Source organism: Epilithonimonas sp. UC225_85 (assembly GCF_042695135.1).
Taxonomy (GTDB): domain Bacteria; phylum Bacteroidota; class Bacteroidia; order Flavobacteriales; family Weeksellaceae; genus Epilithonimonas.
Window position 1 is genome coordinate 157,548 of record NZ_CP170547.1, and the last position, 24,761, is coordinate 182,308.

Here is a 24,761-nt window from a genome sequence, read left to right on the forward strand (position 1 = left end):
AAATGCACGAAGTATCAAAAAGTCATTATACTTAATACATTTTACTTTTTACAATTTTTATTTTACTTCCAGATAATTATCCTCAGAATTCACATCTGCCAATCGCTGACTGAAATCAATGCCGATTGCAGATAGCTGAGCTTTCGTATAAGGAATTGTAAATGTATATTCCTGCTGAGTCCACGCCCAATAAGGTAAAGTTTTGAAAGGTCCGTAAATATCTTTTGTTTTCCAGTTTCTGGTAAGACTTAATGGAATATTATAATTAATAACCTTTTTGTCTTTTGTCAAAACACTGAAATCGATCGGCATTGGGACGTCGCCTTTATTGACTAACGTAATTGTAGTAGACTCCGGGTCATATTTCACATTCTTGATTCCGTAATCGATAGTTTTTGTTGTATTGATCCAATAATGCTGAAACCATTTCAAATCCATTCCGGTAACCAGTTGTGCGATGTGGATAAAATCTCTTTCTGTCGGATGTTTCATTGCCCATTCGTCATAATATTTCATCATAATCCTGTTGAGATTTTCCTCTCCAACGATATAACCTAGCTCCACCAAAAACGTTTCGCCTTTGATGTAACTTGCGTAGGTATAAGCAGTTCCGTTGTCGTGGTGGTCTGCCAGCCAGACTGCAGGTTCTTCTTTCCCCGATTTTGCAAAATTAGCATAAGCCTTAATTGCTCCAACAAAAGGATTGGGTTGAGATTCTTTTGGCGGGAACAATCTGTATGACACATAATCCTCGGCATACTGCGTGAAACCCTCATCCATCCAAGGTCTCACGCTTTCATTGGTCGCCAGCATCTGCTGAAACCAGGAGTGAGCGCCTTCGTGGAACATCAATCCGCAAAGTCCTTCCAGAGTTGTTGCTTCACCCAAAACCATTGTGCACATACCGTATTCCATTCCCCCGTCACCACCTTGAATGAAGGAATAACTTGGCCATTTGTACCGCCCGAAAGTGGCGTTCATCAATTGGTAATATTTCGTGATGTAAGGTTTAAGCTCCGACCAGTATTTTGTCTTTTCGGATTTTTGATAAACTAAGAAAACCTTTGGCCCATCAAGCACTGAGAAACTGTCCACCGAATAATCTCTGTCTGCAGCCCAGGCAAAATCAAGGATATTTTTCGCAGTCCATTTCCAGGTTACTTTGTTGGAAATATCCTGTTTGATGGTTGCATTGCTGTCGTAACCTTTCACTTCAGTTGGATTTTCCAGATTTCCGCCGGCTCCGATGACATAATTTTTATCGATTTTGATATTAACCTCAAAATCAGAAAACGGGGCGTGGAACTCTCTTCCGATGTAATCGAAAGCTGCCCAGCCGTCATAATCATATTCAGCGATTTTCGGGTACCATTGTGTCATTGTCATATCTACGCCTTCTCGGTTGTTACGTCCGCTTCTTCGGATCTGCATTGGGATGACGGCATCCCATTCCATTGTGAAAGTGGTGGAAGAATTTGGTTTGATAACATCAGCAAGGTAAACTTTCATTACCGTTCCCTGAATCTCGAATTTCAAATCTTTTCCGTTCTGTTTTATCCAGCGAATATTCTGTGCGCCTTCCTCATTCTTGGGAATTTCGGATAATCTGGAAACGACTGTATTTCCAACTCTTTTTGCTAATCTTCCGTCTGCATTCACGCCTTGACCTTGCACACGCTGATCCATCATAGAACCTGCTTTGAAGGCATTCCAATACAAATGGAAATAGGCAACTCTCAGCTCGTCCGGAGAATTGTTTTGATATTGCAAAGTCTGCTTCCCTTGGTAAGTGAAGTTGGCAGCATCCACATCAATATCCATTTTATATTTTGCATATTGCTGGGAGTAAGCGTTTTGCTGAGCAAAAGAGAATAAAGAACAAAGCGTAAAGACTAAAGAGTAAGCAGTTTTTTTCATAGAATTATTTTTGTGAACCTTTTAGAGATTTGATGCTCCTAAAGGTTTTCTATTTTTAATTGTCTCAAAAATACTAAGTTTTTGTTGAATGGCAAGTGGAAAGGCGGGGAAGGTTGATGCCTCTTTATTGGAAAATGGTATATTTGAATGTTAATAACAAATTAAAATGGCTTTTGATAAAGAAGTAAGAGACAAAGTAATAAATTTTGTAGAAAATTTTTCGGTTAATATTGGTAAAGTATTATATTTTAAAGAATCCATTTGTACTCATAAAGATAATTTTGACAGACATTTCACGACGTTTTCAAGTACAGAATTTATTTTGAAAAATTTTGCAGGAAGAATTAGTGGTGCAAGATTAATGTTTGATGGCGATAAATTAAGTTATGAAATTGGTGCCGATTATATTATTCAGTTTGATGAAAGGGAAAATGAATTTGAATTTATTGAAGCGTACTCGGAAAAAATATATCGAAGAACTATTTTAAAAATATCAAATGAGAGTAATTGATTTTGAAGCTCATTTTTGGTTCTTCTTAACTAATGAAGATAATTTTTTCATTGATGTTAATTGCAGTAATTCATCTGTTGGTTTTAGTAGATTAATAGAATTAAATGAATCAGAGAGTAGTCAGTATAAATTGAATGGCAAAAATTATTTAAACCAATTAGCAAATGATATTCAATATTATGCTCTTACAAAATACAGTGAAAGAAATATTGTAGGAGAAATCGACAAACAGGTTCATCAAACTATTATGAAATTCAAATCTGATAATTAGAAATGATATTTTAATCTGGATTCTTGCGGAATTACAAACTTGTCTTTTAGTACAAATGCTGTTTTGATGTTGAATCCGCAGCCCGACTTGAGCGGAAATCCTTTTTTGCTTTGATTAAGTTCTATTTAAACTGAAAACTTCTGCAAAAAAGATTGGGAGTGGAAGGCGGAAAAGCTGCCCAAACCTAAAACGTGGTTCGACGAAGTCAAATTCTAATTAATCCTAAAAACCTGATAAAGCCGATGCGTTTTCTCGTAATACTCGGAATGTTTGTAAACCCAATCCAGCTGTGCTTGTCCGTCTTCGGCAAATTTTGGATTAATCGATTTTTCCATTTCGAAAGCAGTTTTCAAAGCTTTGTTTTCTTTCAGAAGTTTGGCCGCCGTATCTTCGAAAACATAAGGCGAATAATATTCTTTTTGACCCAGCATCGCATCAAAGAAATTCCAGTTGAAGTAAGAATCTACCGCTTCCGGCTCCAAAGTTTCTAAGAGAAATTTCACGCCATCCTGATTTAGCGGAACCAGAAAATCGCCCGCTCGGAAATTCATTTTGCCAGAATCTTTGGTCACAAATGTGTCGTAATGCAGATAATGGCCTTCGTAAGGATTGGGAACGGTTTTGAAATCTTTGATTCTGTAACTTTCCACCACAATCGCAGAATCCTGTTTTATCGGAATCATTTTGATCTGGTTAAGTTTCAGTAAATCAATTACTTTCCATTCGGATTGTGGAATGACATAATATTTTGGGATTGCGACTTCTTTTGCCGGAACGTAAGTATTGTAATATTTCACGGGATTCGAAAACGGTGATTTTCTGTCGTACCAAAGTCTGGTTTTTCCGGAAACGTCGCTTGGTTTGTATTTCGCTTCAAATCCTTTGAAATCGATATTTTCATATTTTGTAGAATCGAGTTTCCACGAGATTGTGTATAGATTTCCGACTTGGTACTGTTTCAGATTTTCGGCTCTTTTTTGCTGAATGGTTTTGAAATTTTCATCGATATAATTAATGTTATCCACCATATAATCGTAAGTCACTTTCACGCGGTCTTTGTACGGCTTTAACATATGCGTTTCCACAACCGTCCCGATGGTATTGAACAGCGTCGTGTAACCTGTCGCATATCTCGGAGAATCGATGAACGCCGGGAAACCGCCATCCGGAACATCACCGTGAATGTTGACATAAGGCACGGAAATGATGCCTTTTTTCTCCATATTTTTCAGAAGTGTTTTCTGCATTTCGCCATTGAAATAATTGCCGAGAACATTTCCCAACCGTTCTTTGTTGGTCGAAATATAAGTGAAAGTGTATTGATAATCAGCGCCATTGCTCACGTGATTGTCTATGAAAACATCAGGTTTCAGCCATTGAAAAATCTGCTGAAAACTTCTGGAATTTTTGGAATCTGTTTTGATGAAATCTCTGTTCAAATCGTAATTTCTGGCATTTCCTCGGAAACCATATTCTTCCGGACCATTTTGATTGGCTCTGGAAAAACTTCCCCGGTTCATCATTCCGCTGATATTGTAACTTGCAATTGCTGCGATGATTACATTTTTCGGAGCTTTGATTTTTCCGGTTGCTAAGTCTCTCATTAATATCATTGTTGCATCAATGCCGTCCGGTTCGCCTGGATGAATGCCGTTATTGACGAACAAGACCGATTTTCCTTTTCTTGCTTCTTCGAAACTTTGTTTGGTTGGGTTGAAAATCACAACATCGATTGGCGCGCCGTTGTCATCTTCACCTTTTGTTTCATAACTGATGGATGGATATTGTTTTGTTAATTCCTGATAGAACTTTCGCATCTCATCAAAAGTGGTGGTTTGATTACCATTACCTTTTTCGTAAGGTGTTAGGATTTGAGAATAACCGAAAACCGAAATGAGGACAAATAGGATGGAGAGATTTTTCATAATACAAATGTAGAAAATCGGTCAATAAAAATTCCTTCCTTTTTCATTTGGATATAATGACGGAAGCGAATCACTCTGCCAGAATTCTTTCGTATAGATATCCATAATAGACAAGAAGCCAGCAAAACCCGCTCCAGTATCCAAGTTCCAAATGTTAGCTTTGTTGATAGGTTCTTTGATTCCCAAATATAAAGTTGGCGTGTGACCGATGAAAATTTCTTTATACAAAAGCAGTCTTTTCGGATACAATTCTGAATTTTTTGACAACTTTCTATCCATCGCAACAGCCGTTTCCCACAAAGTTCTGTCCCAACGATAATTGCTGGAATACACTTCTTTTTCCGGTCCGTGCATAGAAGAATAACCTGCGTGAATGAACAAACGGTTTTCATCGTCAACATAATAATTTTTCATCCGTTGAAAAAATTCAAGATGTTTTTCCAAATCTTCCGAAGAATAATCTGAATAACTCTCAACTGTACTTTTCCCGCCATTGAAAAGCCAGACATCGGGTGCTGTTCCGAAAGCAAGCCAATTTTCCGTCCAAGCATCGTGATTTCCTTTGATGAAAATACATTCCTGCTTTTCTGAAAATTCAATTAAAAATCGAATGATTTGAGAAGATTCGCTCCAACCATCGACGTAATCTCCAAGAAAGATTAATTTATCATTCTCTGTGACTTTGGCTCTTTCCAAAACTTGTTTCAAAGCTTTGAATCCTCCATGAATGTCGCCGATTGCTAATGTTCTTTTCATTTATTTCGAAATATATTTCGCATCCACAAAATCCGTCAGCCAAACATTATTATCTGAAAGATAAAAGAGACTTCCGTCTTCAAACATTTTTCCAGTTTTGATGGTCAAAATCATTGGTTTTCCGTGGCGCATTCCGACTTTGGTAGCAGTTTCTTTTTCCTGACTAAGATGTACGTACTGCCGGTTTCTTTTTTCAATTCCGTTTTCCAAGATAGAATCAATATTACTTTGAGCAGTTCCGTGATAGAGAAATTCTGGTGGCTGTTGTGGAGTCAAAGCCAAATCAACATCAATCGAATGTCCCTGATTTGCTCTAATTTTAGTTTTATCTTCATTGAAAATAAAACGTTTCTTATCATTGGTCTGCACAATCTCGTCCAGTTCTTCAAAAGTAAAACTTTGGGAATAATTTGTAGATTTTGTAATCAGCTCATCAACATCCGCCCAGCCGTTTTCGTCTAAAGTTAAGCTGATCGTTTCCGGTTTGTGCCGAAGGACGAAGCTTAGGAACTTGCTGATATTTTTCTTTTCTGGTTCGGTCATGGCTATTAGTTTTTAATGCAATAATTTATTTTCCAATCTAATGCAAAGATTTTCAATATCATCTTTTCTTACCAGTTCAGAAATCCATTCTGCAGGAATATTTTCAAAACCATTGTATATTCCGGCAATTCCGCCTGTGATTGCTCCGGTTGTATCAGTATCTTCTCCTAAATTGACAGCTTTCAAAACCGCTTCGGAATAACTTTCAGAATTCAGAAAACACCATAATGAAGCTTCTAAACTGTGAAGAACGTAACCACTGCTTTTAATTTCATCTTCGGGATAATTTGAAATATTATTCTTTAAAATTCTTTCGAAAAGTTCAACTTCTTTTGGATTAAATTCTTGATTTACAGCATATTCCAACACTGTTCTCTGCATGTAACTATAAGCTTCTATTTTGCTTTTTCCTTTAATTAATTCAATCGCAAAAACAATATAAATAAAACACGCAAAAACTGAACGGAAATGTCCGTGTGTAATCGACGAAACTTCTTTTACAGTCTGATATAATTTTCCAATATTTTCTTCATCTTTAAGATAAAAAGCCAATGGAAGAATTCTCATTAATGAGCCGTTTCCGTTATCTTCTTCAAAAATATTTCCTGAAAAATTTGCGCTTTCTCCCTTAATTAATCTTGCAATTGAATGTCTGGTTGTTCCGCCTATATCAAACAATTTCCCGTGAGCAGTCCAGTGTCCATATTTTACCCATTTCACAAAGCTCAGTCCTATTTTTTCCAGATCATAACCTTTGGTCAATACGTCTGCAAGGCAAAGCGTCAAAGAACTGTCATCGCTCCAAGTTCCTTTTGGCTGATTCCAAGACATATATTCTAAATAATCAGTCACAGGAACTTTCTTCAAATCTTCTCTTTTCTTAAATTCCACAGGAACACCCAAAGCATCACCAATGCAAACTCCAAAAACAGCGGCTTTTATACTGTTTTTCATTGCGCTAAATTTACAAGCTTATCAAACAACAACTTCATTCCTCTTGTTGCGGTTTCTTTTATTACAACAGCTCTTTGCCCGTATCCAAAACCTGTCTCATTTGGATTGATAACAATTAAAAGACAATCATCTTTTATATCATGAATCAATCCCGCAGCCGGATAAACTTGTAAAGAAGTTCCGATAACTAAAAAAATATCTGCTTCTTTCGCTTTTTTTGTAGCTTCTTTCATTAGAGGAACATCTTCTCCAAACCAAACAATAAATGGTCTCAACTGAGCACCATCTTCCGCTTTGTCTCCCAAATTGATATCTCCCTTTTGGTCATAGATCAGAGCCTTATTATTGCAGGAGCAGGATTTTAATAATTCTCCGTGAATATGAAGAATATTTGATGACCCAGCTCTTTCATGCAAATCGTCTATATTCTGCGTGATGATTTGAACCTCAAAATGTTTTTCTAAATCGGCAATTAATTTGTGTGCTTCGTTTGGATGCACTTCGTGAATCTGGCGGCGTCTCTGATTATAAAATTCCAAAACCAGAGCCCTGTCTTTTTGCCAGCCTTCCGGACTTGCCACATCTGTTATACTATGATTTTCCCAAAGACCATCTCCGTCTCTGAATGTTTTTATTCCACTTTCTGCACTGATTCCAGCACCGCTTAATATGGTCAGTTTTTTCATCGTTTTACTTTAATAATTTTTTATAAATCTCCAAATTCTCATCATCAAAACAGACAAAAATAACTTTCTCAATAACGTCAGATTCAAAATTCTGAACCTCATGAACCGCAATTTTAGCAGCCAGATCTTTTGGAAAACGGTAAACGCCGGTGCTGATATTCGGAAAAGCGATTGTTTTTACGTTTAGACTTTCTGCTAATTTCAAAGAATTTTTATAGCAGTTTGTCAGTAATTTGGAACACTTTTCTACATTATTATTCCAGATTGGTCCAACGGTATGGATGACATAATTTGCAGGAAGATTTCCTCCTGATGTCACCACCGCTTCTCCGGTTTTGCATTTACCTTGCCGGTTTCTGATTTCCATACATTCTTCCAGAATTCGTTTTCCGCCTGCACGGTGAATTGCGCCGTCAACACCGCCTCCACCAAGCAAAGAAGAATTGGCGGCGTTGACAATTGCGTCTGCATTGATTTTTGTGATGTCGGCTTTTATAATTTCAATTGTTAGTTTCATTGAGTTTGAGTTTTTTATTCAAATTTCCATCATCAAATAACAATGCCTTTTCTTCAGGAATTATCAGTTTATCCAAATCATTGTTCAATATAAATTGATGCTGCTCCTTTACAAAGTCAGAAATATCCTCAATCAAAAGAATATCATTTTTGGCAAAAGAACGGGTAAATTCATTCCTTAAACCAATCTGTATTGCTCTTCTTTCCAATTTGTTTCCGAAAGGGTTGTGATCCGGATCCCATTGCAATCTCACAGAAGATTCATTGATTTGCTCTTGCCACTCTTCTCTCGAAAAATCCATAGATTCGTCATAAGAAGAATAAACTGCATTTTCAAGATATCTTTTAAAAGCATCAATTTTTAGATAAATTGCCAAAACACATTCCTGATTTCCCTTCGTTCCCCAGCCATTTCTGTACATCATCCAAAGAAAGTTTGGTTTGATCCAGGTCATTCTTTCCAAACTGAATTCTCCGCCAAAATATTGATTTTTAACGGCAAACTTTCCAATTGATTTTCGGTAAGATTGATAAACGACAATTTTTTCATCATCAAATTGCGCCATAATGTGATGTCCCGTTTGTGGCCAATCCTGTAATTGTTCTGTATATTTTTTTAATTTAAGTTTCATTGTTTTTAATTTATCACCAAAACAGCCATCTCCTCAGAAAGCCTTATTTCCGCCGTTGCGCCACTGTTGAACTGCAGAAAATCCTGCTCGATTCCGTCACTAAATATAAAACCATTATTTGGCATTAACGATTCTACAATCAGTGTATTACCACTTTTTATGGTTCCGCCGCAGATCTCGGTTTGCGTTCTTATGCTTTTGAAAGGTTCTCTAACAGCAAAATAAAGATCGTCATCGTTCAGTGATGGGTATTTCAGTTTTTTTGAGCCTAAAATTCCAAAAGCCATATTGAAAATCGAACTCAGCCAGCCTGTACTTCCTGTTTTTGTAGAAACGATGATTCCGCTGGAAGAATGCATTTCTTCTTTTCCATTCAGTACAATTTTATATCTTGCCGAGCTGTGAGACGACATCCCGATGAAGAGATCATTGACTGCCAGTAGTTTTTGTCCGTCGTTCAGAACGGCTTCTGCAAACCTCATTTTCTTAGAGTTAAAACTTTCATTAATAACTGAAGTTATGCCATTCAAAAAGTTTTTCACATTGAAAGGAAGCAAAGTCCCATCATATCTTTCTTCGTCAGGATTGATCGCAATGATCGGAATATTTTTAGAATATTTGGCGACATTGGCTACCAAACCATCCTGTCCGATGACGATAATCAGATTCTTTTCGGAGAAAATATAAGACGGAACAAATTCTTTTTCGATCACCTTGTTTTTGATGACTTTGGAAAGCTTGGTTTGGACTTCCAGAAACGACTGATAGAATTTTTCGTGTTCAGCCACATATTCCTGAAAATCGCCTCCCGAACTTTCTATATAAAACTGAGCCTGCGCTTTGGTATTGAATCTTTCAATTAAAGCTTCAAGTCTCGTTTTATTTTTGATAATGATGGCATATTCTATCTTCATAATTTTATTTTTTCAAAAGATTTTCCAACAGATCGGGACTGATATTCAGGTTTCCAATTTTACCTGCATTTTCTGCTAATTCTCTGAAAGCTAAGGCAATATTTGATCTGGCGTCCTGATTTCCGTTGAGAGCTGTGAGAATTCTCCAGTCCATATCTTTGTAAACTTTTAAAGAAGTTTCTAAAACATAACCTTGCGTTTCCGCTTCTTTTCGATCATTTTCGGTTTTTTGTTCAATCAGTTGTTTTCTTTGATTTTCTACAGAAATATCAGCGGCAATTTTCATTTCTCTCAAGATTTTGTTGTTTTCTTCCTGCTGAACTTCGGTTTCCATTCTTTTTTCCTCGATTTGTTTTTGTTTTTCTTCAACCGCAATTTCGGTATTTAGTTCAGATTCCTTGATTTTTCTTTCCTGTTCTACGGCGAAATTTCTTCTTTCGTAGATTGCTTCATCGGCTTGCTGCTGGAGTTTTTCTCTGGTTTCTGTTTCCAAAGCTCTAGCCATTTCGGGAGTCGTCTGAACTGCTAAAATATTGACTCCTAAAATTTCGATTCCCATTGTCTGGATGGCTTCAGAAGATTTTAAACCTTCCAGAATATTATTTTCGATTTTCTTCGCAGAACGGATCGCATCCTTCAACGTCAGTTCATGAATATATGATGATGTGGAAGTCTGCGCAAGATTGATAATTCTTTGATTCAGCTTTTCAATTTCATTTTTTTTGTAGACGCCGGCTTCATTTACCGTGAAATCCAAGGTGTTGGAAAGTGCTTTCGGGTCTGTAATCTTGTAACTTATCTGTCCCTGGATTTTCACTGTCTGATAATCAAAAGTATTTTCATTAAATATAAAAGGCAGATCATTGCTTCCCATCGGAATGGCGGCGATTGATGAGTTTGGCGTGAAATAAAAAAATGATAACCCTCTTCCTTCTTTCGCGATTTTGCCGTTTTTGAAATGAAGAACGTAAGTCATTGAATCGAATTTGATGTGTCTGAAACCGAACATAGCTTTAAAGTTTTTTAATTAATATTTGTGTTATATTTACGCTAATTTAAAATTGCAAGGTAAAGTTATACAATTGCTTTGCAGTATATAATTGCGTTATTGTTACACAAATGTAAGAGATTAAAGCTTTATCAACCAAATTAATTTGCGTTTAATTTACGCTAATTAATTTAAATCATTGATTATCAGTAGCTAAAATTTATTTAATTTCGAAATAGAAACCTTCCTCTTCCAGTTCTTTGTACTTTTCCTGATTGAAAGTAAACAGTTTCCCCGGACGTCCGCTTCCTTCCTTTTTAAATTGAGACGTTTCATTCAGAAGTCCATAACTCATCATTTTTTTTCGGAAATTCCGGCGGTCTATTTCCTTACCGACAATGGTTTTGTAAAGATTTTCAAGGTCAGAAAATACAAATTCCTCATCCAAAAGATTAAAACCTATTGGTTGATACTGGATTTTTGTCCGAAGTCTTTTTAAAGCAGTATCAATAATATTCTGATGGTCAAAAGCCAATTTCGGAAGCTGATTCACACTAAACCATTGTGCATCGTCGGCATCAGAATCTGCAAATAATTCGTGATAAGAAGGATTTACCAAACCCAAATAGGCAACGGAAACTACACGATTTCGAGGATCGCGGCCAACATTTCCGAAAGTAAATAGCTGTTCTAAAAAATCCGGCTTGATGCCTGCTTCCTCGTGTAACTCTCTTTTTACAGCATCGTCAAGATTTTCATCATCCAAAACCAAACCGCCGGGAAGTGCCCAACCACCTCGGAAAGGATCAACATTTCTTTTGATTAAAAGAATCTGAAGATCTTTCTTATCAAAGTATCCGAAAATAACAGCGTCTACAGCAACTTTGATATCCTGTATTTTGTTTGGAGAATCCATAATTTAGTTTGCGTTATGAGTACACAAAAGTAAACTTTTCTACTGCTGCAACAAAAAAATCCACCGGAAATTCGGTGGATTATATTTATTTGGAGTTAGATATTATTAGTCATTCAACTTCAAAACAGCCATAAATGCTGACTGAGGAACCTCAACCCTACCAATCTGTTTCATCTTTTTCTTTCCTTCTTTCTGCTTTTCAAGAAGTTTACGTTTTCTGGAAATATCACCTCCGTAACATTTTGCGGTAACGTCTTTTCTCAACGCTTTGATGGTTTCTCTTGCGATAACTTTCGCTCCCAAAGCCGCCTGAACAGCAATATCAAACTGTTGTCTCGGAATCAGTTCACGCAATTTCTCACACATTTTCTTACCTATGTGATAAGCATTAGAATCGTGAATCAAGGAAGATAAAGCATCTACCATATCACCATTGATCAAAATATCCATTTTTACCAACTTCGAAGCACGCATCCCAATCGGCGAATAATCAAATGAAGCGTAACCTTTGGAAATAGATTTCAGTCTGTCGTAAAAATCGAAAACGACCTCTGCCAATGGCATATTGAAAGTTAGTTCTACTCTGTCAGCTGTCAAATAACTTTGGTTAACGATCTCGCCTCTTTTCTCAATACAAAGCGTCATTACACCTCCAACGAAATCAGATTTTGTAATAATAGAAGCTTTAATGAAAGGTTCTTCTACTCTGTCCAGACTAATTGGATCCATCATTTCTGAAGGATTATTAATCAAAATTGGTGTTTCCGGATCTTTTTTTGAAAACCCGTGGTATGAAACGTTGGGTACCGTCGTGATGACATCCATATTGAATTCACGATCCAGACGTTCCTGAACGATTTCCATATGCAGCATTCCCAAAAATCCGCAACGGAAACCAAAACCAAGTGCTGCAGAACTTTCCGGCTCGAAAACCAAAGAAGCGTCATTCAGTCTTAATTTTTCTAATGAGAATCTTAATTCTTCAAAATCCTCAGATTCAATTGGATAGATTCCCGCGAAAACCATTGGTTTCACTTCCTCAAAACCGTCGATTGCTTCCAAAGCTGGATTTACGAAAGAAGTAATGGTGTCACCCACTTTTACTTCACGCGCATCTTTGATTCCGGAAATAATGTAACCCACATCGCCACATTCGATGGTTTTCTTTGGAAGTTGTTTTAGCTTTAAGGTTCCAACTTCGTCCGCACCATATTCTTTACCTGTAGCAAAGAACTTGATTTTTTCGTTTTTGGAAATACTTCCGTTTACAACTTTAAAATAAGCTTCAATCCCTCGGAAAGGATTATAAACAGAATCAAAGATCAAAGCCTGAAGTGGTGCTTTTGGATCTCCAACTGGTGGCGGAACTCTTTTTACGATCTGCTCTAGCAGTTCGTGAACACCTTCACCCGTTTTTCCTGAAACTCTAAGAACATCCTCGTATTTACAACCTAAAAGTCCCATAATTTCGTCGGTCACTTCTTCAGGATTAGCAGAAGGAAGATCTATCTTATTAAGGATTGGAATAATTTCCAGATCGTTTTCTAAAGCTAAATAAAGGTTACTAATTGTTTGAGCCTGAATACTCTGAGCCGCATCCACAATCAAAAGAGCACCTTCGCAAGCTGCGATGGAACGGGAAACCTCGTAAGAAAAATCCACATGTCCCGGTGTATCAATAAGATTAAGGATATATTTTTCACCATTCAGCTCATAATCCATTTGGATTGCATGTGACTTAATGGTAATGCCACGTTCTTTTTCCAAATCCATATCATCCAAAGTCTGCGATTGCAATTCCCTTTGGGTAACGGTGTTGGTATATTCTAAAAGACGATCTGCCAATGTACTTTTACCGTGATCGATATGTGCAATAATGCAGAAGTTCCTGATGTTTTTCATTTAAAATTCTTGTAATTTGCAAAAATACACTATTTATTCAGATGTTAGAAGTTAGAATTCAGATATTAGATTTTTTTATTTAATTGAAATCTACAATCTTCCATCCTCTGACGTCAAACTTCGGACATCAAAAACGTTAATCTTTCATAAAAAAAAAGTTTTGGAGAAAAAAGTTTTATTTTTGCAAATTAATTACAATCAAGTGACAGATTTATTCTGGCGGGAATTATGAAGAAATATATTAGTTTATTAGTGTTGTCTGTGATTTTGCTGTCTTGCAAAACAGAAATGGATCAGGCTATGAAGAGTGCCGACAAAGATTTTATCTTGAAAGTTGCCAATGAAAAATTCGCAAAGAAGAAATGGTCCGATGCCCTGGCGTTGTATGACAGGTTACCAAACCTTGTTGCTGGAACAGATGATGCACCCAATGTGGTTTTCAATTCGGCTTATGCCAATTATTATGATAAGAATTACAGATTAGCGGCTAATCAGTTTAAGAATTTTGTGATCAGTTTTCCTCAGGATCCTAGAAAAGAAGAAGCAGCTTACTTATCTGCACTTTGTTATTACGAAGGATCTTTGCAGTACAACCTTGACCAAAGCAATACAGAATCTGCAATTACAGAATTACAAAATTTCCTGAATGATTATCCTGATTCCGAGCGTTCAAAAAACATTACCCAATTGGTAGATGAATTAGCTTACAAATTGGAGTTCAAAGCATTTGAAAATGCTAAGCAATACTACAAAATGGGCGAGTATAAAGCTGCTGCGGTAACTTTTGAAAACGTTCTGGAAGATTTCCCGGCTACCAAGCTGAGACCGAAGATTTACGACATCATTATGAAGTCGAAATATGAATTGGCTGTCAATTCCATATATGATCTTAAAAAAGAAAGACTAGACAATGCTGCTGCTTATGCTAGAAGAGTTTCTGCCGAACTCCCAAATTCTGAATATTCCAAAACTGCAGAAGATCTTTCTGTAAAACTGGAAGCCGAAAAAGTAAAATTTGCGGAACTACAGGAAGAGGTAGAGAAAAGAAAAGCAGAATACGACGCAAAAGTGAAAAATTCTGAAGCTAAAGAAAGCGAGAAAAAAGAAATAGCTCAGGAAAAAAATCAGCTGAAAATGGAAAACTCCGCAGAACAGGCAAGAAGAGATAGTGCAAAGATCAATTCACCTGAGCCACAAGCTACTTTTAAGTTTAAAAGATAATTTGTATATTTGCAACCCTAAACAATTCGTCCAATGAGCCTTAAAGATACAAAAGCAGAAGTAAGTACAATCACTTACGACAAAGATAAAATCGAAGCAAAAGTAGCCAGCATCTACGAAGCTATCGTGATCATGGGTAAAAGAGCAGAGCAAATCAATGCAGAAATCCGCTCGGAACTACACGGTAAATTAGATGAATTTGCTGTTCATAACTCTACTTTGGAAGAAGTTTTTGAAAACAGAGAACAGATAGAAATCTCCAAGCATTACGAAAAAATGCCAAAACCAACGTCTATTGCCATCAGAGAATGGCTGGATGATGAGATCTATCACAGAAAAACTGACGAAAAGAACTAATCTTCTGATTTAAAAATATAAAAACCGTCTCGTTAAGATATTCCTTAACAAGACGGTTTTTTTGTTAATAAAATTATTAATACTTTCGTTAATAAAAATCAAAGCAAAATGAGCTTGCAAGGCAAAAAAATCATTCTTGGGATTACAGGAGGAATCGCTGCTTACAAAATGAATTATCTCGTTCGGGATCTAATAAAATCCGGAGCAGAAGTAAAAATTTTAATGACAAAATCAGCGGAAAATTTTGTCTCGCCTCTCACGCTTTCTACACTTTCAAAACATAAAGTTTACACCGATTTTTATGACGAAAACAAAAGCTGGAACAACCACGTTGACTTAGCACTCTGGGCAGATCTTATCCTGATTGCTCCTTGTACAGCAAACACTTTGGCTAAGATTACAAACGGCCTTTGCGACAATTTTTTGATGGCAGTCTATATGTCCGCAAAATGTCCTGTGATTATTGCACCAGCAATGGATCTGGATATGTATGCACATCCAACGGTCACACGAAATCTTCAAACAGCAGAAAGCTTTGGACACAAAATAATCCCGGCAGAATTCGGTGAATTGGCAAGTGGCCTTTCCGGACAAGGCAGACTGGCAGAACCAGCAACGATTTTATCCGTTTTAGAAAATCAATTCTCCGATGCCGCACAGACTTTTGAAGGAAAAAAATTTCTGATCACAGCCGGTCCAACGTACGAAAACATAGATCCCGTAAGATTTATCGGCAATCATTCTTCCGGGAAAATGGGATTTGATCTTGCGAAAGAAGCCTCAAAAAGAGGAGCAGAAGTGATATTGATTTCCGGTCCATCTTCTGAAACGGCAGATGACAAAAACATTACCATCAATAGAGTTACCTCAGCCCAGGAAATGTTTGATGAAGTCTTCAAATATTACGAAACTACAGATGTTGCCATAATGGGCGCAGCGGTTGCAGATTACACTCCGAAAGTGAAAGCAACAGAAAAGATCAAAAAAAACGAAAACGAACTGACGATTGAATTGATCAAAAACAAAGACATTCTCAGAACAATGGGCGAGCAAAAGTCCAAGCAATTTTTAGTGGGATTTGCTTTGGAAACTCAGAATGAAGAGGAAAATGCCAAAGGGAAATTAGTGAAGAAAAATCTTGATATGATCATTCTCAATTCACTCCGGGATGAAGGCGCCGGATTCGCAAATGCTACCAATAAGATCAAAATTTTTACCCCAACGGAAGAGCAGTCATTCTCTCTAAAATCAAAAGAAGATGTTGCAAAAGACATTCTGAATTTTATTGAACAGAAATTGTAACAAAACCACCAATTTTTCGTTCTAATTCGTATAATAACTTTGATAAAGTTTTATGCGGACGGCTACTAACTTTGACAAAGTTTTCCATAAATTTACAAACATTTTATAACTGGATGAAAAAACTACTTTATATAATCTGCGCATTATTTTTTGCTCAAATGGCTTTTTCACAGGAGCTTTTAGCAAATGTGCAGATCAACAACCAACAAATTGCAGGAAGTAACACACAGGTTTTCCGAACATTGGAAAAATCTTTGCGTGACTTCATCAATAATACAAGCTGGACAGGAAAAAAACTCCAGAATTTTGAAAAAATCAAATGCAATTTTGCCATCGTCATTTCCGAACGAACCGGCAACAGCAGCTTCAAAGGAAGTCTGGTTGCACAGGCAACCCGTCCTGTTTTCAACTCTCAGTACGAATCGCCATTGATGAATATTAATGATACAAATTTCTCTTTTGAATATAATGAGAATGAAAATCTGATCTTCAATGAGAGACAGTTTTCCGGGAAAAACCTCATCGACGTAATCAGCTTTTACGTTTATGTAATTTTAGGATATGATGGCGACAGTTTCCAGTTAAAAGGCGGACAGCCCTGGTTTGACAAGGCTTTCAAGATCGCTCAGAACTCCCAGAATCAGAACTATGAAGGCTGGAATCAAATAGAAAGTCAAAGAAACAGAGGTGCACTTATCAGCGGGTTACAAAACGAAAACACATCTACTTTGAGAACTGTTTTCTACAGCTATCATCGTGCTGGCCTTGATAATCTGGCAAAACCAGATCAAGGTCCGGCTAAAAAAACAATTGCAGAATCTCTTATGCAGCTTAAGTTTTACGAAAATAATTTTCAAATGAATTATCCTTTCAGCGTTTTTATAGAAAGTAAAAGCACCGAGATTTTTAATATCTTCGATTCCGGAAACAATGCGTCCGTCAACATCAGTGAACTCAAAACGCTAATGAGCACTTTCTCTCCAAAAGACATTGATACTAAGTGGAATAAGTGGAAATAGTTTCAATTACTAATTGTAATTATTAATTACAGAAAACGATGCTTTCAAGAATTTTTATTCAGAATTTTGCTTTAATTGATAAGCTTGAGATCGATCTTAAGAAAGGTCTTCAGGTGATTACCGGAGAAACAGGTGCCGGAAAATCTATTATTCTTGGTGCACTCCGTCTCATAATGGGCGAAAGAGCTGATGTTAAGTCCTTCGCAAAATCCGATGCTAAAAGCATTGTAGAAACCGAATTCCATATCAGTGAAAATTTTAAAGATTTCTTTGAAGAAAAAGACCTGGACTTTGAGGAACAAACAATCATCCGGAGAGAAATTTCTTCTGGCGGAAAGTCGCGTGCTTTTATCAATGATGTTCCTGTAACATTGGACGTTCTGAAAGAATTATCTTCCAGGTTGATCGATATCCATTCGCAATTTGAAACGTCTGACCTTTTTACGGAACAGTTCCAGTTCGGGATTCTGGATGGCTTGGCCAAGAATAAATCTTTATTGTCTGATTATCAAAGACATTACTTCGGTTATCAGACTACCAAAAGAGAAATTGAACATCTGAAGTCTGCTCTTGCAGAAAACAATAAAGAATCAGATTATAAAAGCTTTCTTCTTTCGGAATTGGAAGAAATGCAACTGGATAATCTGGACTTTGAGGAGATTCAAAATCAATTGAATACGCAGGAAAACGCAGGACAAATCAGTGAATACCTTGCTGAAATATTATCAAAACTCAATCAGGAAGACTTCGGAATCTTGTCCGGACTTTTTGAAGTTAAAAATAAAATTGCAAAACTTTCAGAATTATCTTCGGATTATCAAGAACTAAGTCACAGACTGGAGGCTTCGTATCTTGAACTGAAAGACATTAATATAGAAATCGAAAACAAAGCGGAAAGTCTGGAAATCGATCCAAATCTTTTGCAAGCTTTATTAACGACCGTCAACCGATTGAATTCACTTTTTCTAAAACATCAAGTGAATGATGTTAATGGACTTCTGGAAATAAGAGAAGAGTTATCTGCAAGTCAAAATTCTCTTGAAACAATTGAAAATCAAATCGAAGAGAAAGAAAAAAGCCTTAAGCTCATTGAAAAAGAACTTCAGATATTAAGCAACAAATTGTCTGAAAACAGAACCAAATTTTCCGGAGATCTTGAAAATCAGGCTAAGGAAATTTTCTCAAAACTCGGATTGGAAAAAGCCATTCTAAAAATCGATCTTTCAGAATCCACCACTTATAATCTTCACGGGAAAAATAATATTCAGATCTTATTCCAGGCCAATTCAGGTTTTCCTCTGAAGCCAATTCAAAATGCTGTTTCAGGCGGAGAAAGATCCCGCGTAATGCTTGCCATCAAAAAAATAATGGCAGAGAATAATGATCTCCCAACTTTAATTCTTGACGAAATAGACACTGGCGTTTCCGGACGAATTGCCGAAGAAATGGGAAAACTGATGCAGGAAATGTCTCAGGATCTTCAACTGATCGTGATCACGCACCTTGCACAAGTTGCGGCTAAAGGAAATGACAATTACAAAGTGGTTAAATTTGACGAAAATGCGGTCACGAAAACTACCATTATCAAACTTTCTGATGAAGAAAAACTGAATGAAATTGCACAATTGATTTCGGGTTCCAAAATTACGGACGCTGCTATTTCTCAAGCAAAAGAACTGATTGGATAGTTAGAAGTAATTAGCTTTTGGGCTATAATCTTAATAATACTTTATAAAATTCAAAATTTTTATCCGGAAAAATAATTAACTTTGGTATAAACATCTCTGTTATGGAAACTATTACATTACAATATAATCAGGCAATCAAAGAAGAATTATTAAAAGTTCTGGAAAAGTTCTCTAAAAAAGATCTGGAGATTATTGAAGAAAATTCGAGATTTGATCAGGTAAAAGAAGAATTGCACAAGGATTATGCTGCTTATAAAAATAGAGAAACAAAACTCCAAAGCATAGATGATTTTGAAAAAGAAATGAACCTCCTCTTTCTTGAAGAATGAGAGTCGAAACAACTACCGAATTTCGCAGAAAAGTAGCAAGACAAATCAAGTACATTTCTTTTGACAAACCGAACGCTACAAAAAATTTTAAGAACATTATTTTTTCAGAAATAAAAAAACTGAAAGAAATGCCGTATAAAAATAAACAGAGTAAGTTTTTTGATGACGAGAATATAAGGGAATTAATTATTAAAGGATATTCTATTATATATATTGTGGAAAAAGAAGATAAAAAAATCGTGGTTTTCGGTTTTCACAAATGGGAAGAAGATGTGCGATATTAGTTTAAACTTTCAATTCATTTAAAATCAGCAAAGGATCTATATACTGTCGGTCATTACTCAATCTTGGTACTTTGTTCTGACCACCAAGTTTTCCACGGCTTGCCATCCATTCGTAGAAGAGATTCGGTTTTGCTGAGTGAATGATCGGACATCTCAGCGTGATGTCATTATATCTTTTGGCCTCATAATCAGAGTTAAGAGTCTTGAGGGTTCTGTCAAAAACTTCTGTAAACTCGTCAAGAGACTTTGGCTTTTTTGTGAATTCGAAGATCCATTCATGGCAGCCTTTGTTTTTGTTGGTCATAAAAACAGGAGCACCCGTGTAATCTGAAATGCTGACATCAAGATGTTCACAGGCAATTTTAAGGGCTGTTTCCACATTATCGATCATTAGTTCTTCTCCAAACGCATTGATATAATGTTTTGTTCTTCCGGATACTTTGATTCTGTAAGGATTAACAGACGTGAATTTAACCGTGTCGCCGATAATATAACGCCAAAGCCCGCCATTGGTTGTAATGACAACCGCATAATTCTTGTCTATCTCAACTTCCTGAATTGGAATAGCTTCCCGATTTCCGGAATAATACTGATCCATTGGAATGAACTCGTAGAAAATACCGTAATCCAACATCAGCAGCATTTCATCACTTCCTGCCTGATCCTGAATACCGAAAAAACCTTCGGACGCGTTGTATATTTCGTAGTAGCGGATTTTCTTTCCGACAATCTCTTCGTACTGGTTTTTATAAGGTTTAAAGCTGATTCCGCCGTGGAAAAACACTTCCAGATTGGGCCAAAGTTCTGAAATAAAATCCTTTCCCGTTTCCTGCAGTGTTCTTTGAAGCAAAACCATCATCCAGCTTGGAACACCTGTGAGACTACCGACATCTTCATTCTTTACTTCACCTATAATGGCTTTCATCTTGGTTTCCCATTCGGACATCAGGGATGTTTTCTTGCTTGGTGTGTTGATGATCTCTACCCAAAACGGAAGATTCTCGATCAAAATCGCTGAGAGATCTCCAAACTTGGTATTGAAATCCTGGTACATCTCTGCACTTCCTCCCAATCTCAGGTTTTTGTGCTGGAAAAGTTCACTTTCAGGATGATTGTTGACGTAAATAGATATAAGGTCTTTACCAGCCTTGTAGTGGCAGTCTTCCAGACTTTCTGCAGTGATGGGAATATACTTGCTTTTGGCATTGGTAGTTCCGGAAGACTTGGCAAATTGTCTGATAACGCCTGGCCAGAAAACATCTTTCTGCCCCTGACGTGCTTTTTCTATGTAAGGTTCAAAGTCTTCGTAGCAGACGATGGGCACTTTTTTCCGGAAATCTTTGTAATTGGAAATGGAACTGAAACCATACTTCATCCCGTATTCGGTTTCTTCTGCATTGAAGAGCTGGGAGAACAACAATCCTTCCTGCGTTTCCACAGGATATTTTATAAAATGTTCAATCTGATCTATCCGCTGCCGGATAAACCAATTGACGACAGAATTAAAAAGTGCTTTGGTTGCCATTCTTCACAAATATAACAAATTTTGAGAATGGAAAAGGTTTTGATTTCTGTTTTTGAAAATCCTCTGTTTTCTGCTATTGTTCCGGAGAAAAATCGTCGTATTGCCGGATAGATTCTTTGAGGGTTTCTTTCACTTTTTCCGCCAAAGATTTAGGTTCTATCACTTTTACCTGCTTTCCGAAGGATAAGATCTCCTGGATAAAATCATAGGTCGGAAAGAGATCGTAGGCAAAATCTACCGACTTTTCTGTCTCTTTCTGGATCTGCTGAGAGTGGTGAAGCGGCGAGCTTTTGATGTATTCTGCCTGTTCTTTTGTGGATCGGATGATGACCTTTACCGGTTCTTCTTCCAGATTCATGATTCCGAAAGCATTTTTGAAATGTTCTTTGAGGTTAAATTTTTCCTGGGTTTTGAATCCTGCTTTGCTCACGGTCAATTCGCTGATCCTGTCCAGTCCGAAGGCTTTTAGTTTCTCATCTTTTGTGTCCAGAGCGATGAGATACCACCGGTCTTTGGATTCTTTGAGTGCATAAGGATGAACTTTTCTGGAGCTTGTGCTTTGGTCTTTATATTTGAAATGCTGGAACTCTATGATCCTTTTGTTGCGGATGGCGAACAGGAGATCGTAGAAATTCTGAATTCCGCGTGGATTGCGACTTTCCAGATAGACGAACTCTGCAAAGTCCGGCTGGGCGTTGACGGCGTTCATGATTCGGAAGGATTCCAGAAGGCGCTGGTTGTACTCGTCTACTTCCATCACGGGGCGGCTTTCTATATAATAGCGGTTGTCGCCTTTTTTCTTGTTGTGAATGTCAAAATTAAAAAGATTGGCGATGTCCTTGATATCTCTCTGCAAGGTGCGGATGGAATAGCTTCTGATGCTGGCATCCTGAAACTCAAATGAATTAAGCAGATAATCCTCCAGCTCCGGATAGGTGGCCGGGGAACGCTCCAATCGTTTGATGATCAAAGAATATCTGGTAAGGTAAAAGTCTTTCTTCATTTTGTTGTTTCCTTTTTGTTATTTGTTTTTAAAGCCTATAGTGTTTTGAACGCAAAGTCCACAAAGATTTTATTTAAATTAAACTGTTTTAAGGTTCACAAAGCCGTAAAACTCAACAAAGTTATTAAACTATGAATTCTTTCTTTTAATGGTCAAATGGAACCTGACGGGTTTCATTTGTCTCTTTTATTTTTTTTGATGGTCTTTGCTTTCTTTTCTTTTGTTAGACAAATATAAATTCTTAATGCGACAAACGGTGTCGTGTTTTGAGAATGTGGATAAGTTTTGTCCTCACCCTAAATCCCTTTGCCTCATATTATTATTTTCTTGAATCGGCGAATCTGAGATTTCCAGAGGATAGAGACTTCGCAAAGGTAAATATTATGTCCCACCGACAGCTTTGAAACAGGCACCAGCAACTTTGACAACGTCAAGCGTAAAAGTATAAACGCCACCGGTAACTTTGAGACGGACACCGGAAACTTTGAAACCGCCATCGCTAATTTTGAAACGGACACTGGCAACTTTGACAATGCCAACGGTAAAAGTATGTCTGCCACCGGTAACTTTGAAAAAGACATTGGCAACTTTGAAACTGCCAAGGGTAAAAGTATAAACGCCGCCAGTCATTTTGAGAAAGGCGACGGTTTTATGATATTATTTTCTTCTGACTTTAAATTCGAGGCTGCTGACCTGATCGTATTGGGGACTATTGGCTCCGAATACACTTTTGACATACTGCTTGACTTCTCTCGAAATCTGAACGAGTCCTGTGACTTTATTATACAGGGTCTCATTCCTGGCGATCATGGCGTTGCTCTTGGCAGTGGCGGCATTGATGAGATTTGTGTTTGTGTTTTTCAGTTCAGTGAGTTTGGTCTGTAATGCTGTGATTTTTAAATCTTCTTCGTTGGGTTTGTAGAGTTCGTTCTGATTCAGGAGTTCTATGAGGCTGGTGAAATGGTCTATGAGGCTGTCGTAGGACTGCTGGGAAGTGGAGATGCTGTTGCCGGGGTTTTCTGAAGGTGTGGGTGTTTCTGCGCCCGGTGGTTTTCTGGAAGATGCTCCCTGGATTTTTTTGTTGATGGCTTTGGCGTCTGCTATGGCCAGGGCGTCTGCGCCGGAAACGGAAATGGCATTGATGATCCTGGTAGAGAGGGTTTTGAGGTTTGCGAAGGCGTTCTTCCTGTCGTTGGTGACGTTGTCAAAAGCTGTTTTTTGTGTTTTGAAGCTATCGAGTTTGTCGTTTGCTTCCTGATAGAGCAGCTGTAAATTCGGTATTTTAAGGTTTTCATTTGTTGGGTTGTAGGCTTTGTCATAGCCCTGGCAGAAAGAGATAAGGTCCTGGAAATTGGCCACGTTCTTGGCGTGGCCTGTTTCGAAAATTGCTGTCATTTGTATTTGTTTTTAGGTATTTGTAATGACAAATGTAAATTTATTTTTAATTACAAGCAATTTCATTGTAAAATATTTTAATAAATACATTATGTTAAATAAATTGTTCTGTTTGTTGGAAAGGCCCCCGCTGCCGCACGAATCCTTTCGTGTGGTCTAATTATTACAAATCAAACATTCTAAAAACTACAATGTCATCCAAAAGACCTTTCTCGCCAGAATAATCAATGGCACTGCTATATTTGTAATCCTCAGCACGAAAAACCAAACCCTCTTCTACAGGATTCTGATGTACATAAGTAATTTTCTGATTGATAACTTTGTTGCTCCACAATTCTATAGGCTTATTATCGTGTCTCCAAAACTGATATTTGCTGACATTTGAACTTTTGGCTCCTTCTTTCGAAAAGAAATCAAGTAAAAATTCTTTCCTGCTTTCTTTGGGGTTTTCCATAATCGCTTTTACAATTGTGGTGCTTGTAAATCTTTTCAAATCTCCAATCAACAACTCCGGTTTCTGACCGTTGATACTGCGAAAAACCAAGTGAACATGACTGGACATAATGCACCAGGCGTGAATTTCTAAACCTTTAGTTTTCTGACAAAACCTTAAACTTTCCAGCAGTAGCTCTTTATACTCATTTCTGATAAATACATCTAGCCAGCCTACTACGGCAAAGCTTATAAAGTATAATCCTTCAGGATTATGAAATTTATAATTTCTACTCATCTTTATGTGTTTTTGTAAAGATATAAAAATGAGATAGTCTGCGAAAAACTATTGTTTACAAAAATGCCACACGAAAGGATTCGTGCGGCAGCGGGGGGCATTCTTTATAATTTATTAGGAAAAGAAAAGAGACCATCTTTTTCGATAGTCTCTTATAAATTTAATCTCTCGGTAATCCTACGCGGAAATATCCTCTTTCATCTTTTTCCACATCAAAAATAAAAGTATTGAAATTCTGATAAATAAGGGGTTCCCCTGTTTCGTCAGAGATTGTCAAAAAATCTGAATTATCTGCTAATGATAATATACCTACTGTCCAAGTTGAAAAGGTTTTTCCTTCATTTTTACCAGAGATCATTTTATCATTTTTTTTGTAAAAAGCGCCATCTACACATTCTTCACGATAATATTTACCTCTGAAATCTTTCATTATTTCTTTTGCTTTTGCTAGTATTTGCTCTTCTGTATATTTCATAA

Annotated in this window: 27 protein-coding genes; 9 read left to right on the plus strand and 18 right to left on the minus strand. The window is 37.1% G+C overall.

The features are described from left to right. Positions 1-57 precede the first annotated feature (57 nt). Positions 58-1,917 carry a M1 family metallopeptidase gene (locus ACFJGY_RS00815; protein ID WP_379966871.1) on the minus strand — a complete coding sequence of 620 codons (1,860 nt, stop codon included), beginning with the start codon at positions 1,915-1,917 and terminating at the stop codon, positions 58-60. Positions 1,918-2,083: 166 nt separating this feature from the next. Here ACFJGY_RS00815 and ACFJGY_RS00820 point away from each other — a divergent pair, with 166 nt between their 5' ends. Both ACFJGY_RS00820 and ACFJGY_RS00825 read left to right on the plus strand, forming a co-directional pair. Beyond that, positions 2,084-2,428 (plus strand): hypothetical protein, encoded by a 345-nt coding sequence (locus ACFJGY_RS00820; RefSeq protein WP_379966874.1) that lies wholly within the window; start codon positions 2,084-2,086, stop codon positions 2,426-2,428. Continuing rightward, on the plus strand, positions 2,415-2,699 hold the full coding sequence (locus tag ACFJGY_RS00825; protein WP_379966877.1) for a hypothetical protein: 285 nt from the start codon (positions 2,415-2,417) through the stop codon (positions 2,697-2,699). The genes ACFJGY_RS00820 and ACFJGY_RS00825 overlap by 14 nt, the downstream gene beginning before the upstream one ends. Positions 2,700-2,911: 212 nt before the next feature. Here ACFJGY_RS00825 and ACFJGY_RS00830 read toward each other — a convergent pair whose 3' ends face one another. The 11 genes from ACFJGY_RS00830 to lepA form a co-directional block, all read right to left on the minus strand. Beyond that, entirely contained in the window at positions 2,912-4,624 is a 1,713-nt protein-coding gene (locus tag ACFJGY_RS00830; protein WP_379966880.1) for a M14 family zinc carboxypeptidase, read from the minus strand. A 21-nt stretch (positions 4,625-4,645) separates the two neighbouring features. Further along, positions 4,646-5,380, minus strand: a complete 735-nt coding sequence (locus ACFJGY_RS00835) for a metallophosphoesterase family protein (protein WP_379966883.1) — start codon at positions 5,378-5,380, stop codon at positions 4,646-4,648. Beyond that, the gene (locus ACFJGY_RS00840; RefSeq protein WP_379966886.1) at positions 5,381-5,923 is read right to left on the minus strand and encodes an RNA 2'-phosphotransferase; all 543 of its coding nucleotides are present in this window, start codon (positions 5,921-5,923) and stop codon (positions 5,381-5,383) included. 12 nt (positions 5,924-5,935) lie between these two features. Then, entirely contained in the window at positions 5,936-6,877 is a 942-nt protein-coding gene (locus ACFJGY_RS00845; RefSeq protein WP_379966890.1) for an ADP-ribosylglycohydrolase family protein, read from the minus strand. After that, entirely contained in the window at positions 6,874-7,563 is a 690-nt protein-coding gene (locus tag ACFJGY_RS00850; protein ID WP_379966893.1) for an NAD-dependent deacylase, read from the minus strand. Before ACFJGY_RS00850 ends, ACFJGY_RS00845 begins: the two co-directional genes overlap by 4 nt. A 4-nt stretch (positions 7,564-7,567) precedes the next feature. Continuing rightward, entirely contained in the window at positions 7,568-8,080 is a 513-nt protein-coding gene (locus tag ACFJGY_RS00855) for an O-acetyl-ADP-ribose deacetylase (RefSeq protein WP_379966896.1), read from the minus strand. Continuing rightward, positions 8,064-8,711, minus strand: coding sequence for a DUF4291 domain-containing protein (locus ACFJGY_RS00860; protein ID WP_379966899.1), 648 nt, complete (start codon positions 8,709-8,711; stop codon positions 8,064-8,066). The genes ACFJGY_RS00855 and ACFJGY_RS00860 overlap by 17 nt, the downstream gene beginning before the upstream one ends. Positions 8,712-8,716: 5 nt before the next feature. Continuing rightward, complete coding sequence (locus ACFJGY_RS00865; protein WP_379966902.1) at positions 8,717-9,625, minus strand: sugar kinase; 909 nt, start codon at positions 9,623-9,625, stop codon at positions 8,717-8,719. Positions 9,626-9,629: 4 nt separating this feature from the next. Then, positions 9,630-10,634: an SPFH domain-containing protein gene (locus ACFJGY_RS00870; protein ID WP_379966905.1), complete on the minus strand. Its 1,005-nt coding sequence runs from the start codon at positions 10,632-10,634 to the stop codon at positions 9,630-9,632. A 199-nt stretch (positions 10,635-10,833) separates the two neighbouring features. After that, entirely contained in the window at positions 10,834-11,511 is a 678-nt protein-coding gene (locus ACFJGY_RS00875; protein ID WP_379970075.1) for an NUDIX domain-containing protein, read from the minus strand. Between the two features lie 123 nt (positions 11,512-11,634). Further along, positions 11,635-13,431 carry a translation elongation factor 4 gene (lepA, locus tag ACFJGY_RS00880; RefSeq protein WP_379966908.1) on the minus strand — a complete coding sequence of 599 codons (1,797 nt, stop codon included), beginning with the start codon at positions 13,429-13,431 and terminating at the stop codon, positions 11,635-11,637. A 228-nt stretch (positions 13,432-13,659) separates the two neighbouring features. Between lepA and bamD the strand changes: the two genes are divergently transcribed. The 7 genes from bamD to ACFJGY_RS00915 all read left to right on the plus strand — a co-directional run bounded on the left by bamD (position 13,660) and on the right by ACFJGY_RS00915 (position 19,631). Next, the gene (bamD, locus tag ACFJGY_RS00885) at positions 13,660-14,652 is read left to right on the plus strand and encodes an outer membrane protein assembly factor BamD (protein ID WP_379966911.1); all 993 of its coding nucleotides are present in this window, start codon (positions 13,660-13,662) and stop codon (positions 14,650-14,652) included. Between the two features lie 33 nt (positions 14,653-14,685). Beyond that, a complete protein-coding gene (locus ACFJGY_RS00890; protein ID WP_379966914.1) occupies positions 14,686-15,009 on the plus strand; it encodes a DNA-directed RNA polymerase subunit omega in 324 nt (107 codons plus the stop codon). A 108-nt stretch (positions 15,010-15,117) separates the two neighbouring features. Continuing rightward, positions 15,118-16,311, plus strand: coding sequence for a bifunctional phosphopantothenoylcysteine decarboxylase/phosphopantothenate--cysteine ligase CoaBC (gene coaBC, locus ACFJGY_RS00895; protein ID WP_379966917.1), 1,194 nt, complete (start codon positions 15,118-15,120; stop codon positions 16,309-16,311). Positions 16,312-16,424: 113 nt separating this feature from the next. After that, positions 16,425-17,330 (plus strand): DUF4835 family protein, encoded by a 906-nt coding sequence (locus ACFJGY_RS00900; RefSeq protein WP_379966920.1) that lies wholly within the window; start codon positions 16,425-16,427, stop codon positions 17,328-17,330. 38 nt (positions 17,331-17,368) lie between these two features. Continuing rightward, positions 17,369-19,018 (plus strand): DNA repair protein RecN, encoded by a 1,650-nt coding sequence (locus ACFJGY_RS00905; RefSeq protein WP_379966923.1) that lies wholly within the window; start codon positions 17,369-17,371, stop codon positions 19,016-19,018. 101 nt (positions 19,019-19,119) lie between these two features. Then, a complete protein-coding gene (locus ACFJGY_RS00910; RefSeq protein ID WP_379966926.1) occupies positions 19,120-19,347 on the plus strand; it encodes a hypothetical protein in 228 nt (75 codons plus the stop codon). Continuing rightward, positions 19,344-19,631, plus strand: a complete 288-nt coding sequence (locus ACFJGY_RS00915; protein WP_379966929.1) for a type II toxin-antitoxin system RelE/ParE family toxin — start codon at positions 19,344-19,346, stop codon at positions 19,629-19,631. The genes ACFJGY_RS00910 and ACFJGY_RS00915 overlap by 4 nt, the downstream gene beginning before the upstream one ends. A gap of 1 nt (position 19,632) precedes the next feature. On the opposite strand, the gene ACFJGY_RS00920 is transcribed toward ACFJGY_RS00915, so the two are convergent. The 6 genes from ACFJGY_RS00920 to ACFJGY_RS00945 form a co-directional block, all read right to left on the minus strand. Beyond that, the gene (locus tag ACFJGY_RS00920; protein WP_379966932.1) at positions 19,633-21,156 is read right to left on the minus strand and encodes a GH3 auxin-responsive promoter family protein; all 1,524 of its coding nucleotides are present in this window, start codon (positions 21,154-21,156) and stop codon (positions 19,633-19,635) included. Positions 21,157-21,229: 73 nt separating this feature from the next. Further along, positions 21,230-22,159 (minus strand): helix-turn-helix transcriptional regulator, encoded by a 930-nt coding sequence (locus ACFJGY_RS00925; RefSeq protein ID WP_379966935.1) that lies wholly within the window; start codon positions 22,157-22,159, stop codon positions 21,230-21,232. Positions 22,160-22,540: 381 nt separating this feature from the next. Beyond that, a complete protein-coding gene (locus ACFJGY_RS00930) occupies positions 22,541-22,789 on the minus strand; it encodes a hypothetical protein (RefSeq protein ID WP_379966938.1) in 249 nt (82 codons plus the stop codon). Positions 22,790-22,816: 27 nt separating this feature from the next. After that, positions 22,817-23,518, minus strand: a complete 702-nt coding sequence (locus tag ACFJGY_RS00935) for a hypothetical protein (RefSeq protein ID WP_379966941.1) — start codon at positions 23,516-23,518, stop codon at positions 22,817-22,819. A gap of 199 nt (positions 23,519-23,717) precedes the next feature. Beyond that, the gene (locus ACFJGY_RS00940) at positions 23,718-24,284 is read right to left on the minus strand and encodes a transposase (protein WP_379966944.1); all 567 of its coding nucleotides are present in this window, start codon (positions 24,282-24,284) and stop codon (positions 23,718-23,720) included. Positions 24,285-24,444: 160 nt separating this feature from the next. Then, positions 24,445-24,759: a hypothetical protein gene (locus ACFJGY_RS00945; protein WP_379966947.1), complete on the minus strand. Its 315-nt coding sequence runs from the start codon at positions 24,757-24,759 to the stop codon at positions 24,445-24,447. Positions 24,760-24,761 lie beyond the last annotated feature (2 nt).